Origin of the sequence: Arthrobacter sp. 9V, assembly GCF_902506065.1 — a bacterium.
Lineage (GTDB): Bacteria > Actinomycetota > Actinomycetes > Actinomycetales > Micrococcaceae > Arthrobacter.
The window spans coordinates 1,024,399-1,041,449 of record NZ_LR732912.1 but is presented as its reverse complement, the minus strand read 5'-3'; the positions used below and the strand labels follow the sequence as shown (position 1 = coordinate 1,041,449).

Genomic DNA, 17,051 nt, shown 5'->3' with positions numbered 1-17,051 from the left:
TCCGCGGAAACGGGAGCGACACCCATTCCCACACCGACAACCCGCCGAGGCCGGGGTTAGTCCGAGGTCAATACCTGGCCCACTGCGGCCGAGATGGCCTCCTTGATCCGGGCATGAAGTTCGCGGAGACTTGCCCGGTCCACACGCACCTCCACAATGGTGCGGCCCTTCACCGGTGACTTGAGCGCAGAGGCGAGTTCCGCCGTCGTGGTTACTGCTTGGTGTCCGACGCCGTAAGCCGCCGCGAGTGCCGAAATGTCCACTGTGTGCGGGGTTCCAAAGAGGCGCTCGACGGCGGTGCCGTAGGCCCCTGAGTCCTCCACCGCGCCGTGTTCGAGAAGACTGAAAATGGCCCCGCCGGAATCATTGAGCACCACGATCCGGAGGTCCGGCACGGGCTCTCCGTGTCCGAGGAGCAGTCCACCGGCGTCGTGAAGGAAGGTGACGTCACCCAGCAAAACCGTGGTTTCCCGGCCGCTGCCCAGGGCAATGCCGGTGGCCGTGGCGATAGTCCCGTCGATCCCGGCGAGACCCCGGTTGGCATGAACTGTGGCGATGGGTTCGGGGTGCGGGTGGCCCGCGAGGTCGACGTCGCGGATCCCGTTTGAGGACCCGAGCACCAATTGTCCGCGGGTGTGCTCCCATACGGCCGCCCCTACCGATGGGCCGTTTGCTTGGTTCTCCCCCGCGAGCACCCCGTCCAGGCCGTGCTGAGCTGCGGCGCCTGCCAGGAGCCAGGAATCGAGCCATTCAGCAGAGCCGCGGCCCGCGAAATCCGCGAGTTCCGGCAAGGTTTCCATTGGGGTTTCGCGGCGTCGGCCTGCTTCGTACCAGGCAACTGGGACGGGCTGGTAAATCGCGGATTCAACAGACTCACGGGCCAACAGGGCAGCTACGGGACGTGACAGAGTTGCCCGTCCGAACAGGACAACCCGTTCAATGGGGACGGGCGAATCAGGACCGAAATGTGCCAGCAGGACCCGGTATGGGCCCACCGCATTGGGCCCGAAGCGAGCGTTGGAGGACGGTTCGGCGAGAAGGGGAAGTCCATGGGCCCGGGCGAATGCTTCGGCTACGGGGCCGGCGTCGTGGCCGGCGAGGACCACGGTGCGTCGCTCGGTGAGTTCGCTTGAAGCTGCCGGGAGGTCCAGCGCCTGGGGTCCGGCGTCGTAATGGAACACGCCCCTGCCCGCTGCTGCGGGAAGTGCGTCACCGTCCGCAGGAACCAAGGGATCCCGGAACGCGAGGTTCACTTGGACGGGACCGGGCGGGGTATCTTCGAGGGCGCCCGTGGCTGCGTAGAGCGCAGTAGCAACCGCTTTTTGCGGATGATCGCCTGCCGGGACGCCGACGGCGAACCTCACGTGATCGCCGAAAAGGTCCAGTTGGATGGTGGTCTGGTTCGCTCCGGTGCCGTGAAGTTCTTCGGGACGGTCAGCCGAGATGACGATCACTGGAACGGCTGAATGATTGGCTTCCATGACCGCGGGCAGGAGGTTTCCTACCGCCGTACCGGAGGTTGTCACCACTGCTACGGGGGCTTGTGTGGAGAGCGCCAGTCCCAGAGCGGTGAACCCGGCGTCCCGTTCATCGATGCGGACGTGGATCCGAACTCGGCCGGCAGTTTCAGCTTCTGCGAGCGCGTAGGCCATGGGCGCGGAGCGCGAACCGGGCGCCACCACCACGTGCCGCACACCGCCGTCGAGCAGTGCCGTAACTGCGATGCGGGCGGCGCCAATGGATGTCAGAGAGTCCTGGGAAGTCACCGTTCCAGTCTATTGGCGCTCCGGGCACCAAACGCCCGCCCACATCCCGGCCCCTTCCAGCGGACCGTCGCTCACATCCCGGCCCCTTCCGGCCGACCGTCGCTCACATCCCGGCCCCTCTAGGGTTCCTTGACGTCCAGCACTACCTCGTTGTGGCGTAGGAACCAGGGCTTGAAGGGAGGATCGAAACGCGCGAACCGGGGCAAACCGATTGGTGTCAGATCAGCCAGTTGGAGGGCCTCCTGCAGAGCGACAGTATGGCGTTGAAAGGCCGCGGCCGATCCATTGCCGGTAAACCTTGCCACAGCAGACAGCGTTCCAGGTACTTCACGAATCTTGACCCTGGGCTCCTCAGGCACAGGGGCAGTCTCCGCTGTCAATCCGGCCGGCAAAACGAACGCAACAACGTAGTCCTCATCTGCGCCTCCCGGGATAGGACCGCTCTGCAGGACCGGTGCCGTCATGACCAGTTCCTCTGACGTTCCGCTCTCCTGAATGACGGGGGCCGTCATGGACAACTTCTGCCTAGTGGTGTTGCTGCCGCTGATGTAGTTGAAAAGATACCGGAATGCTTCGTTCCCGGCGCGATCAAAGGCGGCGTGGACTTGTACCTCCGCGAGTACATGCGTGGGATAGCGACGCAGCTCGAAATGTGGGTACTGCTGGACCAGATCATACGGCTGCTGTTCAGTCATGGTCCCAGTGACCCTACGCCGTCGTGGTGTCAGCCGCTAGTGCCCCGTCGGTGAGAGAGTGACGGCCCCAAACCCCCCGGGATTGAGAGAGGGAGGGGAAACGAAATGCTCCCCCACCCGTCATCACGGGAGGAGGAGCATCCGTCAGTATCGAATAAAGCTGGTGCTACTTGCGGAAGACCTGCACCACCGAGGGGCGGGGTGCCCGCACAGCGCCGGCAGCAGGGGTGGATCCGGCGGGCACGTAGTCCGGGAAGAAGGAGTTCTGGGCTTCGAACGAGCCGTCCTCACCGGGGTGCTGGACGGCTACGAACACTGTGCGCTCTTCGTCGTGGATGATAGGGCCGGACGTTTCGGCGTCGCGGGGAACGGCGAGGAACTGCTCCACCTTTCCGCGCTCGGGGCCGTCGAGGGTGACCTTGAACAGGCCGTCCGCGTAGCCGATGGTGCCGGGGGCGCCGTCGGTGGAGATCCAGAGGTTGCCCACGGAGTCGAAGGCCACGTTGTCCGGGCAGGAAATGGGCGAGACCTTGTCCGCCGGGAATCCGGAGAAATAGGTGGAGGTGTTCTTAGCGGGATCGCCGGCCACCAGCAGGAGGTTCCAGTTGAATTTGGTGCCCGTCTGTTCGCGTCCCTCGGTGATCTCCACAATGTGTCCGTCACGGTTCAGCGTGCGGGGGTTGACCTCGGTGGCGCTTTCCTTGCCCACCTTGCCGCGGTCCGTGTTGTTGGTGCAGGCCACATAAACCTTGCCCGTAAGCAGGCTAGGCTGCACATCTTCGCAGCGGTCCATCTTTGTGGGGCCAACCTTGTCCGCGGCCAGGCGGGTGTAGACCAGAACCTCCGGCACCGTCATGCCAGGCACTGCCGAGGTTCCGTTGACCACAAGCGGCAGCCATTCACCGGTGCCATCGAATGCGCCGTCGACGGGGAGCTTGCCGGTACCGTCGATGTCCGCGGGCGAGTCACCCGTGAAGCGAGCCACGTAGAGGTCGCCCTCGGAAAGCAGGTTCATGTTGTTCTTGCGGGCTTCTTTGGAGTCACCGGCCTGGTACTTGCCCTTGGAAACGAACTTGTAGAGGTAGTCAAAGCGCTCGTCGTCGCCCATGTAGGCAACTACGTGACCGGAAGGAGCCACGATGACGTTGGCGCCCTCATGCTTGAAGCGGCCCATGGCGGAGTGCTTCTTGGGAGTGGAGGTGGGATCGAGCGGGTCCACTTCCACGATCCAGCCAAACCGGTTGGTCTCGTTGGCGTAGCCGGCGTTACGGGTATCGAAACGCGGCTCGTCGAGCTCCCACTGACGCGTGGTTGCCTTGGCGGAGATTCCGTAGCGCTTGTCGCTGTCGCTGGTGCCCGGGGCAGCGAAGTAGCCGTTGAAGTTCTCTTCGCCGGAGAGGATGGTTCCCCACGGGGTGGTTCCACCGGAGCAGTTGCCCAAGGTGCCCTTGATCCAGCGGCCGGCGGGATCGTCAATGGTCTTGACCAGGTTGGTGCCGGCCGCGGGTCCGGTCAGTTCGTAGACAGTGTCCGTGAGGAAGCGCCGGTTCAGCGGTGCGCCCTGAACGTAGCTCCACGGCTTGTTCTTGTTCTTGCGCTCGAGTTCCACCACTGCCAGCCCGTGCCCGGCACGTCCGATTGCCCGTGCCTCGGCGGGGTCGAAGCCTGCCGGGAGCATGATGTTCTCGTTGGTGTACTCATGGTTGGTGAAGAGCACGGCACGGCGGTCCTTTGAGCCCGGGATGGGCAGGATGTCCGTGTAGTCGTTGTTGTAGCCGAACTGGCGTGCCTGCGCTGCAGCGGTCTGAGCGTTGAGGTCAAAGGCCGGTGAATCGGCGAAGAGGGGATCGCCCCAGCGGATGATGGGCTTCCAGTCGAACCCCTCGGGCACGGTGAAGGCATCCACTGCTGCGTCGACGGGCTTGATGGCGGTGAACTGGAGCTTGGACTTTTCGAAGCCCTTCTTGGCGGCGTCGGAGAGCCCGTTGCCGGAGTCGGCCACAGCGGTGTCACCACCGGTTACGGCACCACCGAGCACTATGGCCAACGCTCCTGCGGCACCGAATCCAAGAGCTGCGCGGCGTGACATGGCCGTTGAAGCGATGTCGCGGAAGTATCCGTTGGTGCTGGTGTTGCAGACATCGCCCGAGCAGGCGTTGTCGCACTTCAAAGCACACGTGACGGCGCTGCGCTTGCCTTTGGTGTGACCGAGCATGGGAAGCAACGGAAAAGTGCGTCCGGTGGTTTCAGACATGGGGGTAGACCTTCCAGAGATGTACGAGGTTCCCGCTGAGCCTTTCAGCGGAATCCAAAGCTGAAGGGTCGCCCTGGTTAAGAAGCGGTGAACAAACCGTGCTGGTTTCGCGCCAATACCGAATGCACGCGGCGGAGCCTGTCCAGCCACCAGTCCCGACGCTCCCTTGGTGCCGCATACTGCTCAAGCAGTCCGGCATCGGCAACGGAATCGCGCAACCGGATGGCGCCGTCGTCGGCTACCAGTGGGTCCAGTGTGATGTCCGAAGCGAACAGCGAAACGGTGCCAAGGCCGCAAGCATAGGGAAGAGACGGCAGTGCGGCTGCGAGCGCCAGGCCGGCACGGATGCCCACCGAGGTATCCAAGGCGGAACTCACGACGGCGGGCAGCCCTGCCTGCTCCACAATCTCCAGTGCACGCGCGACGCCCCCAAGCGGCGCGACTTTGACCACGATGAGGTCGGCCGCGCCGGCCCGTGCAACGCGAAGGGGGTCATCTTCCTTGCGGACGCTCTCATCCGCAGCGATGAGGACTGGTGTGCCTGCGGCAGTCAGCCGACGGCGGACCTCCGCCAAACCCTCGATGGTAGGAACGGGTTGTTCGGCGTATTCGAGGTCCACTGCGGAGAGTGTGCCCAAGGCTTCAACGGCCTGGTCCAAGTCCCATCCCCCGTTGGCATCCACCCGGATGGCAGCATCGGGAAGGGCTTCGCGGACTGCATGCACCCTGGCGACGTCGTCCGCCAAGCCCTGGCCCCGCTCGGCAACTTTGATTTTGACCGCATCAACCCTGCCGAAGCGAGCCAGCACTTCAGGCACTCGCTCAGCCGCAACGGCAGGAACCGTGGCATTGACCGGGATGCTGTCCCTCAGGGGCTCGGGGAAACCCAGCCAAGCCGCTTCCAAAGCTGCGGCGAGCCAGCGGGAGGATTCGTCGTCGTCGTATTCGGGGAAGGGACAGAACTCACCCCAGCCGAGCGGTCCCCGCAAGAGGAGGGTCTCGCGTTCCATGATGCCGCGGAACTTAACGCGCATGGGCAGCGAGACGACGTGGGCGGAATCGAGGAGTTCTTCGAGGGAGGGAAGTGCAGGCATATTGCCACTGTACCGGCGGCCTTCCACCCGGAATGCAGGCCAATTAGGCTATGTGGAAAAGTCAGTCGTCCCAGTACTTCTGCACTCCGTCCAAAGCCGCATTCAACTGCTGACCGGACAAGACAAGCGAACTTTCCGGTATTCCCAAGGCTTGCCATCGCACCACCAGCGTGATGTCCTCCAAGGGCAACGGCCACAACCAGTACCGCCCGGTGAACTGTACAAACCCGGAGTTGTTGCTTCCTCCCCCGCCTCCCAAGGTCGCCAGCACAGGGCCCGCCACATCAAGGGGATCTTCGAAGGCCGACGGCCCGTGAATGGCCGCCACGGCCTTTCGTCCGTCCGCAAAAGCGACACCCACTTCCAAACCCGTCCGGGTGTCCAGGCTTGACCGCGGGTGGTTGTAGCCCTCCTCCACCACCTCACGCCATTCCTGGTCCGATTCGCTGCCCCGCTGCACCGACCACACCAGATCCAGCAGGCAACCCGTGGAGTACACCTCCACTAGTTTCAGCACCACCACTTTGTGCTGGCTCTTGTACACAAACCCGCCGACTCGCGCGATTCCGGGCAACTCGTCCGACGGCGGGCCGAACCATCCGGGCTGGACAGGCTGCGGTTCCCGTGGCTGCGCGGGAGGCTCAGGGAGGTCACCGAAGAAGCTCATGCTCCATCCATACACCACCCAACCGACACTTGGGAGGGGCTCCTGACAAGCGAAAGGCTGCAATCACGATATTCTCAGAACCACGACTCAATACGGGGGAATAATGACTCAATCAATGCCCGGTTCCACGACACCACCGGGCTGGTACCCGGACCCTTCGGACCCACGTTTCGTCCGGTGGTGGGATGGTCGCGCCTGGACGGCTCAGCAAGCGCCTGCTCAGTTCCAGGGGCCGGGCCAGTTCCAGGCGCCTGTTCAGCCGCCGCGTCCCGAGCTCAGCCCTGAAACGCCGGTGTACAACCCGTTCATTTGGGCGATCACCTTATTGCCGTTGCTTTCCATACTGTTCCTCCTTACCTGGCAGCCGGAGTTCAGGATGATCACCACCCGGCAGGGCGTGACCACCATGGACCCGTTCTCCATGTACACCCCGAGCTATTTCTTGCTGATGGGATCAAGTTTCCTGTCCTACGGACTCTCAGTGTTGTTCGCATTCCTTGACCGTCAACGCCTGCTCAAGTCCGGCGTCGTCCGTCCTTTCCACTGGGCTTGGGCATTCCTTAGCGCGATTGTGTACGTCATCGGCCGCTCGGTGATCGTCAACAAAGTGGCCCCCAAGCGCGGGCTTTGGCCTGTGTGGGCCTCCATCGCCGTGTTTGTGATCAGCATGGTGATTACCGGCATCTGGATGTCCAACTTCATGCAGTCCATGTACTCCCAGTTGGCGTACTCCGTCTCGACGTGACAACTGCGCCCGGCTGGTACCCCGACCCGACTGATCCCCGCCATTTGCGCTGGTGGAACGGCACCTGTTGGACGGGCAACGCGGGACCTCCGGTAATCCAGCCAACGACTGCCCAACGCCCGTTGCTGGCCAAGGATCAGGCCGTGGGAAACCCGTTCATCTGGCTACTCGCATGCCTGCCCTTTGGCGTGGGTACCCTGATGCTGTCCTGGAACCCAGAGGTTCACGCCTACATCGCAAGCAGCGGGTACCTTTCCATCGATCCCACGTATATCTTCACAGCAGCCTATTTCGCGATCATGATCGGCTTGGTTCTCACCTACGGCGCAACAGTGGTCCTCGCTGTGTTCGACTACAGGTGGCTTTCCCGCAAAGGCGTTGTGCGGCCCTTCAGCTGGGCTTGGTCGTTTCTTGGCGGTGTGCCCTACGTGATCGGGCGAGCCGTAGTGATTCATAAGGTGGCACCACGAAGAGGGCTGTGGCCGATTGCGGCCATCGTTGCCGGGTGGGGTCTCTATTTTGTGGCTGGGTTCGCCAAGGTGCTGCCCTTCATGCAGTCGGTGTTCCACGAACTGGGGTACTAAAAGCCCGTTCCCTCACACGCGTTAGGTAGACTGCTGATTATTCGGCAGGAGAGGAAAGCACCATGAACCGCAAGGCCACCGCGCTGGACGTCGCCAAACGGGCGGGCGTCTCCAGGAGCGCAGTCTCGCTGGTTCTGAACGGTCGCGGCGACGGGAACGTTGCCAAGGAAAGCCAGGACCGGATCCGCCAGGCAGCGTTGGAATTGAATTACTCCCCCAATGCCATAGCACTGAGCCTGCGCAACCAGCGCTCTCGCGTGATCGGCATCCTGTCCGACGAAGTAGTGGTCAGCCCCTTTGACGGCAACATCATTGGCGGTGCCGACGACGTCGCCCGGAGCCGCGGCTTCGTCACCGTGGTGATGGACACCGAACGCGATGCCGCCAGGGATGCGAGCGCCATTGAAACCCTCCTGGACCGGCAGGTTGATGGGCTTATGTACGTGACCGTTGGCCTGAAACCCATCGAGATTCCGCACGGCATGCTCCGCGTCCCCTCGGTCCTGGCCAACTGCTACGACGACCAACCTGAGCCGCAATTGCATCACGTCATTCCGGACGAGGTTGCTGGCGGCAGGGAGGCCACTGAGCATTTGTTGGAGCTTGGCCACCGGGACATCGCGTTGCTTGCCGGATTAGAGGATTCGCCCGCAGCGCCCCTGCGTGTTCAGGGTTACCGGGATGCACATGCCGCGGCCGAGATCCCGGTTGGGGAGGACCGGATCTTCATGGCCGGTTGGGATATCGACGCCGGCTTCCGCGGCGCCATGAAACTGCTCGACGGCGTGTCCCCGGCCGATCGGCCCACGGCCATTATGTGCGCGAATGATCGCCTGGCTGTCGGGGTAACCCTTGCCGCAGCGCGTCTGGGACTCAGCGTTCCCGAGGACCTGTCCGTCATGGGCTACGACGACGAAACCCGCATTGCCGACACCATGGTTCCCGCCCTCACCACCATGGCGCTGCCCCTACGGGAAATCGGTCGTGCCGCCATGACTACGCTGCTGGACGCGCTCGAGGGCACGGATGAAATCGAAGGCGCCGATGAAACGGAAAAGGGAACCGCCGTGGAAACGATGGTTCCCTGCCGCTTGGTGGTGCGTGAGTCCACGGGTCCCGTACCCAAACGCTGACACACCACCCCCCCGTTGCGAGGCCCACTCTGCGCCCCAAAACGAGCATCAAGCGCGCAAAGCAGGCCCCACAACACACAACACCCCCGTTGCGAGGCCCACTCTGCGCCCCAAAACGAGCGTCAGGCACGCAAAGCAGGCCCCACAACGAACGCACGACGCCGGCCTGCCGCCTACGCGGGGAGCGTCAACTCCCACACATCGGCAGTCGCGCCAGCGGGCATGGTGAGCTGCCATTCCTCCCCCGGAGCCGGGTAGGCCCGGAGAGTCGTAGCGACTGAGTCTGAACGGTATATCTCCACAAGGGATGCATCGATGAAGATCCGCAGTTCCTCGCTCGAAGCCAAGGATCCCGTGTAAACCGGCTGAGCATCTGCCCCCGATCCAAGCACCAACTCCACGGAACCAGCCACGGAACCAGGACCAGAACCAGCACCACCCCGTACCAGCACTTCGGCGAACCCCGGAACAACTAGTGAACCCGTAGCCCCCGTACTAACAGCAGCACCCCGGTACGCCTCGACCTCGGGCACTGGAGAAACCACCAGCGCTCCGTCAGCTACAGACACAACGCGGGGATGCGTCAACACACCCGACCACCCGGCGTCGTCGATTTCTTCTTGCGTCCGCCCCCGGCGACCATCACGCCCGGGCCCTTCATTGGCCCAACCCCACAGCAGCGCCGCAGGAGAAGAACCAGGAGAAGAACCAGGAGAAGAACCAGAAGAGGAACCGTAAGCGAGCTGCATCATCTGGGGCGCGTAGAAGTCGCGGCCAAGATCGGATTTGCCGCCGGAGGTTGGAGTGAACACCGGCAACCCCGACACGGGATCCAATGACAGGGACCCGATCAGGTGCCCTACCCCGTTGGCGTGCTCGTGATCGTCGCCGGAGAGCCACAGGGAGAACATCATGACCCAGGCCGACCCGCCGGAAGTAGAAGGAACTTCCACCAGCTGCGGGCATTCCCAGATCTCGGCCGGCGTATGAGCGGCAGCCACGGGATCGGCGGTGGTGAACCAGATTCCCTGGTACTTCCAGTCGTCAAGGGATTCCACTGTGTAGAGCAGCAGGGCGGCGCGGCCGTCGGAAAGCCCAGCTCCCTGCATGGCGTAACGTGCACCGCCAAACCAGAAAATAAAAGGATCCCGCACAGCAGTCACCAGCGGATCGGCGGGCATGGAGGCTGCAACGTGCCCGTCCTGTTCCCAGGTCACCAGGTCGGAGGAACCGCGGGCAATGACCACTTGGGAGTGACCACCGTGATCGCGAACCCCGGAGTAAGCAGCCGTGGGCACGCCGTCGTCCGAGGTCACTACGCCGGTCCAGCATCCGGCTGAGTCGGGCCCGCCTTCCTGCGGCGAAAGAGCCACGGGGTGCTCTTCCCAACTCACCAGGTCCGGGGAGCTCACGTGCCCCCAGGTGATCTGCGAGTGCCGCGCGGATGAGGGGTTGTACTGGAAGAACACGTGGTACCGGCCGTTGATGTAGCTGATGCCGTTGGGATCGTTGATCCAGCCCTGCGCCGGCCGCGGGTGGAAGCGCGGGAAGGCGGGATCCGGGTGCGTTGCCGCCATGGCCAGGGAGGAAGAGAGTGCAAGGTCCGTCAACGGAACCCCTTTCAAAAGAGAGGAAAAGAAACTACTTGCCCGTGCCTGCGGTGAGCCCGTCCTGCAGCGCGCGCTGGCCGAACATGAACACCACCAGCGCGGGAATCATGGAGAGGACAACACCGGCCAGGACCACGGAGATGCTTCCGGTGCCGAGGTTGCCTTGGAGCGAGACCAAGCCCAGAGGAAGGGTGAAGTTCTGCTCTGAGATGGTCATGATCAGCGGTCTGAAGAACTCGTTCCAGTGGAAGTTGAATGCCAGGATGCCCACGATCGCCAGGCCAGGCATGGCCAGTGGCGCATACACGGAACGGAACGTCCGCCACGGGGAGGCGCCGTCTATGGCGGCCGCTTCAGCGAGCTCACCCGGCAACCCCATGAAGTACTGGCGCATCAGGAAGGTTCCGAACGCCGTCGGGATGGCCGGAATGATCAGCGCCAGCAGCGTGTCCGAGAGTCCTACTCCGCGGATCAGCATGAACACGGGAACTATGGTGACCTGCGCGGGCACCATCATGGTGGCCAGCACGATGGAGAACAGAGCGCCCCGCCCTCGGAAACGGAGGTGCGCAAACGCGTAGCCCGCCAGGGCAGCAGTGATCATTTGCCCCACCGCGATCAAACCGGTCACCAACGCGCTGTTCACCACCAGCGCCACGATGTTGAGCTGCTTGAACACTTGTTCGTAGGAGGCCAGGTCCGGGTTCAGCGGCAGGAAAGCGGGCGGCAGCTTGAAGGATTCCGACGGAGGTCGCAGCGAGGTGGACAGCGTCCACAACACAGGCCCCAGAACAAAGACGGACGCAATCAGCAAGACGAGCACACGGATGGCCACTGACCAGTCGCGCTTCTTCCGCTTCACCAAAGGCGCCGTGGTGGTGACACGTTCTTGAAGGATAGTCATGGCGGGCCTTACTGGTAGAAGACGAATCGTTTGCTGAGCCGGAACTGCGCGGCGGTGATGGCCATGATGATCAGGGTCAGGATCACTCCGATCGCCGAGGCCTCGCCGAATTCAAGCCGTTGGAACGCGGACTCGAAGATCACCATCACGGCTGTGCGCGTTGAGTCGCCGGGCCCACCCCGGGTGAGCACGTAGGGCTGGTCAAACACTTGGAGAGCATTGATGATCGCCATCACCGAGGCCACCAAAGTGGTGGGGCTCAACAGGGGCAGGGTGACGAACCAGTGTTTGCGCCAACCCGTCGCGCCGTCAATGGACGCCGCCTCATATGTCTCCACCGGAATGGAGGCAAGGCCACCGATGAACAGCAGGAACGAGAACCCGAAGTTCTGCCACACATAGACAAGAATCACGACGGCGGCGGACCCGGTTGGCGTCGTCAGCCAGGGAACCGCTGGGATGCCAACCAAGGAAAGTAGCCAGTTCACTACGCCGAATTGCTCGTTGAAGAGGTACCGCATGAAGATCGATACCGAGGCTGCTGAGAGGATCAACGGGAAGAAGAATGCCGAGCGGAAGAACACCCTGAGCCAGGCCGGGAGTTTCTCCTGCACCATGATTGCCAGGCCAAGTGCCAGTCCGAGCTGGAGGGCCACAGCCACCACAACAAACACGATGGTGTTCAGGAATGAGACTCTGACCGTGGGGTCCTGGACTACTTCGGCAAAGTTGTCGAAGCCCACGAATGTTGGTGCGGAAATGATGTCCCAGCGGAAGAACGCGAGTGCGATCGAAGCGACAATCGGCAGCAGGGTAAAGATGCCCATGCCCACGATTGTCGGCGCCAGGAAGGCCCACGGAAGCCAACGTTGCTGCACACGGCCGCGCTTGGAGATGTGCCCGTTCTTGTGGGCGGCTTGGCGACGGCCCGGCTCGTTCCCCGTCCCCTTTGACGTTCTGGTTGCCGTGCTCATGGCTGCCTCCTCAGGGCCAGTTCAAGATCGCGCTGCATGGAGGTCAGGGCGTCTTTGAGTTGGCGCTCATCACCGCTGACAGCCAGGCTTACGTTTTTCATAAGGGCGGTCTCGACGGCGGCCTGCTGGGGTGGCGCTGGAATGGGACCTGTGGTGGGGAACCTGTCCAGGGTGTCGTAGAAGACCTTCCAGTTGCGGGGACCGGTTCCTGCGTAGAGCTGCTCGTTGACCATGGAACGACGGGCGGGCGTGGTGTTCGGTGTGGGGAACACGATCTGCATGGCTTCACGGCTGGAGCTGAATTTCACCCATTCCCAGGCGGCGTCCTTGTCCTTGGCGGTCTTCATGATCGCGTAGCCTGCCGTGCCGAACTGGTGACGCTGGCTCCGCCACTTCGGGAAGAACTGGACGTCGAAGTCCTCTTCCGTCATCCCCGCCTCGTGGAGGCCTTGGACCCAATAGCCGCCCGCCGGCGTCGTACCTATTCTGTTGGAGGCGAAGAGGCCGATCAGGGCGCTGCCGCCGCCTTCCTCAGGCCGGACACCCAGCCCGTCCTTCACGAGCCCGCGGAGGTAGTCAAAGGATTCGAAGACGCGGGGATCATCGGCGTTGGGTTCGAGCCATTGGTAGCCGCCGGAGCGGAGGCTGCGTGAGGGATCGTTGGCATAAAAGCCGTCCCACAGCCATTCGCCGCCCGGGGACTTGGTTTCCTTGAGGAAGCTGGTGTCGTTGGCGTAGAGCCACGGCACCACCCCACCGAAGAGCCGGTTGGTCCAGTAGTACGGGGTGAAGTCCTTGGGATTGGCCTTCTTCATTGCCGCGAGCGTGTTGCGGAAGTCTGTGTGCGTCCAGTTATCGGAGGGTCGCTCCAACCCCGCTTTGGTGAGCGCAGTGGTGCTGTAATACATGTTGGCGGCGTTCCAGTCGATGGGGAGCTGGAACAGGCTGCCCCTGTACATGAACGCTTCCACCAGGCTGGGGTGGACGTCCTGGAAGTATTCCCTCATGTGGTCGGCGTCGCGGCGAAGGTACTCATCCAACGGGTGGGCGAGCTTCTCTGCGAAGAGCTGGGCGCCTTCGGTGGCAACATATACGACGTCCGGCGGGGTGCCTGCTGCAACCATGGTGAGGATCTTGGTGAAGAAGTCCTTCCAGTCCACAGCCTGGATTGCTTGGACCTTGACCTTGATGTCCGGGTGGACCTTGGCGAAAGCGTCGATGACCTTCTGGCGGGCTGCAGCATCTGCGGCGGTGCCCATGATGGCGATGCTCAGGCTGTTGTCTCCGCGGCCTGGAATGTCGGCGCCGGTCAGGCGCGGCCACGACGCCGCGGTAACTCCAACAATTCCCGCGCCGAGGGCTGTGAGGGCACTTCTTCGTGTGAATTCACGCAAAGCTCCGTTGGTTCCCGACATGTAGATTTCCTTCCCTAACACGTGTTAGGAAGCCTATTCTTGGTACTTAACACGTGTCAAGCTTCACAGGAATGTTGCCGACGTCTCACCAGCAGCCGCCACGCTCAAGGGAGACTCACACCAGCCGTCCAGAGAACTGTGGCAGTCTAGTCAGAATGAGTTCCCAGCAATTCCGCACCAGCGGGAGGTCGAGCAAACGGCCGCTACAAGGACGCGCCGCAGGAGCGGGCACAGGATTTCTGTTCTGCCTCGCCACGATCGCCAGCGCCATTGGCTTGGCTGCGACGTACTACTTCTTTGTGCGCACCACCGCGGGCCAGTTCATCGACGAGTCCGCACTGGTTGAAGCTACCGTACTGGCCGGAACAGCCGGCAGGGCCTCCACCGAATTCCTGGACATGCTCCCCATGCTCTCGCTGGCCATCGCCGCCATCATGGTGCTCTTCGTAACCATCGCCCGCCGACGCTGGACCGCCGCAGGAATCGCCGTGGCAGCATGCATCGCCGCCAACGCAGCCACACAAGTACTCAAGCTCCTCATTCCGGACCGGCCCGACCGCGGCGTCCAAACCCTGGAACTGAACTCACTCCCCTCCGGACACACCACACTGGCAGCATCCGCCGCAGCAGCGGTCTTCCTCATGGTTTCGCCCCGCTGGCGGCCCCTGGCAGGCTTCCTCGGCAGCACCTTCGCCGTAGCGACGGGGGTCTCCACGCTCATCAATCAGTGGCACCGCCCGGCCGACGTCGTGGCCGCTTTCCTGGTGGTGGCCGCCGTTATGCTCCCGGCTGGTTGGCTCATCCTCCGCACCGGCAACAAATGGAACGTATGGAAGGGGTACGGCGAACATTGGGCCGCCTCGCGACTCTGGGTATGGCTCACAGTTTTTGCCCTGGTCATCGCCGGCTTCGTGGCAGCCTACTCATTGCTCCAAGTCATGCCCGGCCTGAGCACCGACAGCACCATCGACTACTTCTGGGCCGGCACCGCCTTCATCGTGATCGCCGGATACTTGTCAGCCCTCGGCGGCACGTGGCTGTTTGGGCTGGCGGCGCGCAAGGCGTAACGGCTTTCGGTGATTTGGGCGCTTTGGGCGCACGCTGCGGCAAGTCAAAGCACGACGGCGGCGCACCCGTTCCCGCCCCACGCACCACTTGCACGACGGCGGCGCACCCGTTCACGCCCACGCACCACTTGCACGACGGCGGCGCACCCGTTCACGCCGCACGCACCACTTGCACGACGGCGGCGCACCCGTTCCCGCCCCACGCACCAGAGGTTACGGGTGCGATCCGCGGAAAAGGGAGCGCTGGCCTGGGCCTAGTCCTCCGGGCCGACCGAGTCGAAGAACTTGGGCTCATCGGAAGATGCAGCTCCGAGTCGAGCCTGCTCGTGAATGAAGAGACGATCCTCTTCAGTGAGCGCGGTGCCGCCATGGGCGTCCATAGTCTCGTCCTCCCCCGTTTCGCCATTGATGATCGCAGTGACTGTCCGCGGCACAATCATGGTTCCCGGGTTGTCTATGAGCCATTGCTGCGTGTCGGGCGAGAGTTGGTCCCAAAATTCTTTGATGTGCACAACGATCAGCACTGCCCTTCATTGGTGGGGGGGTGGATTCGCGGGAGATGCGCCATGTGCGCTGGAGAAGATACTCGATTAATCGGGGCGGAGGTCCTCTTCTAGGCTACGCCCGGCGAGGCCGATCCCACCCTGGCTGCACCAACTTTTCTGAGCATTACGTGACTGCCTGCTCCTCATGGGCTACAGTTATTCCAATCGATGGATAAACAGTGGCTAATCCCAGGAGCTTCCATGTCATCTACCTTCAGATTCACCTCGCGCCGGAACACCGCACCGGCCGCCGCCCCCGCTTCCCGCGATTTGGTGGTGGACTTCATCCGCGTAGCCTGCATGTTTGCCGTTGTTGCCGTGCACTTGCTCATGATGGGGATCAGCGTTGGTGACTCCGGCATTGGTGTGGGCAATCCCCTGACGTCCCTGAGCTGGTTCGCCCAAGGTACCTGGTTCGGCCAGGTTATGCCGCTGTTCTTCATCGTGGGCGGTTTCGCATCGCTCACCTCATGGCGCAGCCTGAAACGCAAGGGCGGTGACGGCGGCGACTACCTCAGGAACCGGGTGCTGCGACTGGTGCGGCCTACGGTCGCCCTGTACATTTTTCTCGCCATAGCGTTGTGGAGTGCGACGGCGGCCGGTGTCCCCGCGGACCTGCTCGCCGTAATCGCTGCGGGTGCCGGAGTGCAGCTCTGGTTCCTGGCCGCGTACCTGATCTGCCAGGCAATGGTTCCCACCATGGCCAAGTTTCACGAGGCAGCGCCGTACCGGACTGTCGCAGCGCTGGCCGCTGTCGCCGTCGTCGTTGATGTCCTTCGCTTGGGCTTGGAGCGCAATCCGTGGGGTTTCGACTCGAACCCGATCGGTCTGCTGAACATGGTGTTTGTGTGGGGCCTTCTGCAACAGCTGGGGTTCTTCTATGCCGATGGGTTCTTTGACCGTTTCGCCAAGTGGAAGCTGGTTGTGGCCGCTGCCGGCTGCTATGCCGTGATGGTTCCGCTCACGCATGCCGGGCCGTATCCGGTGGACATGCTGACCAGCCAGAACCCGCCAATGTTTCCGCTGATTCTGGTTGGGCTGGCACACATCCTGCTAGTGAAAGCCGCGTATCCGGTCCTGCAGCGATGCGTCCGGGTTGGCTGGGTGCAGAAAGTGATGTTCGTGGTGGGTAGTCGGGCGATGACCATCTATCTGTGGCACCTGCCTTTGATCATCGCGATGTTTGGGATTGCGCTGGTCCTTCGCCTGCCGTTCCCCGAGCCCGCCAGCACCGAGTGGTGGCTCAGCCGGCCGCTGTTTTATGTTGCAGCCTGGGCGCTGGTGCTGCTTGTGTCCACCCCGCTGGTCCGGCTCGAACTTGCCAGCACGGCGCTGGCACCGGGTGCGGTCCGGCCGGCCATGTGGCGTATTGCCCTCGGAACCGTGTTGGCCATCATTCCGCCGTTCGTGGTGATGAGGTCGGCGCTGGACGTCTCAAATGCCACCTGGGGACTTGTGCTCCTGGTGATCGCTGTGGCCATGGTGTCCGGCAAAGTCCCGGACCGGGCGTGGAAGACCCCGAGGACTATTGCAACGGGGCCTGCGGCTTCCTGACCCTCTTTCAAAGCCGAACGGCCGCAGAACAACCTGATGGGGTT

Annotated in this window: 15 protein-coding genes and 1 pseudogene; 6 read left to right on the top strand and 10 right to left on the bottom strand. The window is 62.9% G+C overall.

The window, feature by feature from the left end:
* Positions 1-56: 56 nt before the first annotated feature.
* From menD to BACI9J_RS04855, 5 genes are all read right to left on the bottom strand, one after another.
* On the bottom strand, positions 57-1,766 hold the full coding sequence (gene menD, locus BACI9J_RS04875) for a 2-succinyl-5-enolpyruvyl-6-hydroxy-3-cyclohexene-1-carboxylic-acid synthase (protein ID WP_159733420.1): 1,710 nt from the start codon (positions 1,764-1,766) through the stop codon (positions 57-59).
* 119 nt (positions 1,767-1,885) lie between these two features.
* On the bottom strand, positions 1,886-2,461 hold the full coding sequence (locus BACI9J_RS04870) for an SOUL family heme-binding protein (RefSeq protein ID WP_159733419.1): 576 nt from the start codon (positions 2,459-2,461) through the stop codon (positions 1,886-1,888).
* A gap of 166 nt (positions 2,462-2,627) precedes the next feature.
* Entirely contained in the window at positions 2,628-4,715 is a 2,088-nt protein-coding gene (locus BACI9J_RS04865) for a PhoX family protein (RefSeq protein WP_159733418.1), read from the bottom strand.
* Positions 4,716-4,792: 77 nt separating this feature from the next.
* Positions 4,793-5,809, bottom strand: a complete 1,017-nt coding sequence (locus BACI9J_RS04860; protein WP_159733417.1) for an o-succinylbenzoate synthase — start codon at positions 5,807-5,809, stop codon at positions 4,793-4,795.
* A gap of 61 nt (positions 5,810-5,870) precedes the next feature.
* On the bottom strand, positions 5,871-6,476 hold the full coding sequence (locus BACI9J_RS04855) for a hypothetical protein (protein WP_236558478.1): 606 nt from the start codon (positions 6,474-6,476) through the stop codon (positions 5,871-5,873).
* Between the two features lie 115 nt (positions 6,477-6,591).
* Between BACI9J_RS04855 and BACI9J_RS04850 the strand changes: the two genes are divergently transcribed.
* From BACI9J_RS04850 to BACI9J_RS04840, 4 genes and pseudogenes are all read left to right on the top strand, one after another.
* Positions 6,592-7,221 (top strand): DUF2510 domain-containing protein, encoded by a 630-nt coding sequence (locus tag BACI9J_RS04850; RefSeq protein WP_236558476.1) that lies wholly within the window; start codon positions 6,592-6,594, stop codon positions 7,219-7,221.
* Positions 7,218-7,304, top strand: a pseudogene (locus tag BACI9J_RS24290) (DUF2510 domain-containing protein); the annotation flags it as partial. The gene BACI9J_RS04850 and the pseudogene BACI9J_RS24290, both read left to right, overlap by 4 nt.
* A gap of 60 nt (positions 7,305-7,364) precedes the next feature.
* The gene (locus BACI9J_RS04845; protein WP_236558830.1) at positions 7,365-7,805 is read left to right on the top strand and encodes a DUF2510 domain-containing protein; all 441 of its coding nucleotides are present in this window, start codon (positions 7,365-7,367) and stop codon (positions 7,803-7,805) included.
* A 62-nt stretch (positions 7,806-7,867) separates the two neighbouring features.
* Complete coding sequence (locus tag BACI9J_RS04840) at positions 7,868-8,938, top strand: LacI family DNA-binding transcriptional regulator (RefSeq protein ID WP_159733414.1); 1,071 nt, start codon at positions 7,868-7,870, stop codon at positions 8,936-8,938.
* 173 nt (positions 8,939-9,111) lie between these two features.
* Here the strand turns inward: BACI9J_RS04840 and BACI9J_RS04835 are convergent, their stop codons facing one another.
* Genes BACI9J_RS04835 through BACI9J_RS04820 form a run of 4 tightly spaced genes read right to left on the bottom strand, consistent with a single transcriptional unit; the run spans position 9,112 to position 13,841 of the window.
* Positions 9,112-10,548: a glycoside hydrolase family 32 protein gene (locus tag BACI9J_RS04835; protein ID WP_159733413.1), complete on the bottom strand. Its 1,437-nt coding sequence runs from the start codon at positions 10,546-10,548 to the stop codon at positions 9,112-9,114.
* Positions 10,549-10,579: 31 nt separating this feature from the next.
* Entirely contained in the window at positions 10,580-11,452 is an 873-nt protein-coding gene (locus BACI9J_RS04830; RefSeq protein WP_159733412.1) for a carbohydrate ABC transporter permease, read from the bottom strand.
* 8 nt (positions 11,453-11,460) lie between these two features.
* On the bottom strand, positions 11,461-12,426 hold the full coding sequence (locus BACI9J_RS04825; RefSeq protein WP_159733411.1) for a carbohydrate ABC transporter permease: 966 nt from the start codon (positions 12,424-12,426) through the stop codon (positions 11,461-11,463).
* Complete coding sequence (locus tag BACI9J_RS04820) at positions 12,423-13,841, bottom strand: extracellular solute-binding protein (protein ID WP_159733410.1); 1,419 nt, start codon at positions 13,839-13,841, stop codon at positions 12,423-12,425. The genes BACI9J_RS04825 and BACI9J_RS04820 overlap by 4 nt, the downstream gene beginning before the upstream one ends.
* Before the next feature lie 53 nt (positions 13,842-13,894).
* On the opposite strand from BACI9J_RS04820, the gene BACI9J_RS04815 reads away from it, so the two are divergent.
* On the top strand, positions 13,895-14,908 hold the full coding sequence (locus BACI9J_RS04815; RefSeq protein WP_159733409.1) for a phosphatase PAP2 family protein: 1,014 nt from the start codon (positions 13,895-13,897) through the stop codon (positions 14,906-14,908).
* Positions 14,909-15,162: 254 nt separating this feature from the next.
* Here BACI9J_RS04815 and BACI9J_RS04810 read toward each other — a convergent pair whose 3' ends face one another.
* A complete protein-coding gene (locus tag BACI9J_RS04810; protein WP_159733408.1) occupies positions 15,163-15,432 on the bottom strand; it encodes a hypothetical protein in 270 nt (89 codons plus the stop codon).
* A 222-nt stretch (positions 15,433-15,654) separates the two neighbouring features.
* Between BACI9J_RS04810 and BACI9J_RS04805 the strand changes: the two genes are divergently transcribed.
* Positions 15,655-17,007: an acyltransferase family protein gene (locus tag BACI9J_RS04805; RefSeq protein ID WP_159733407.1), complete on the top strand. Its 1,353-nt coding sequence runs from the start codon at positions 15,655-15,657 to the stop codon at positions 17,005-17,007.
* The last annotated feature ends 44 nt before the right edge of the window (positions 17,008-17,051 follow it).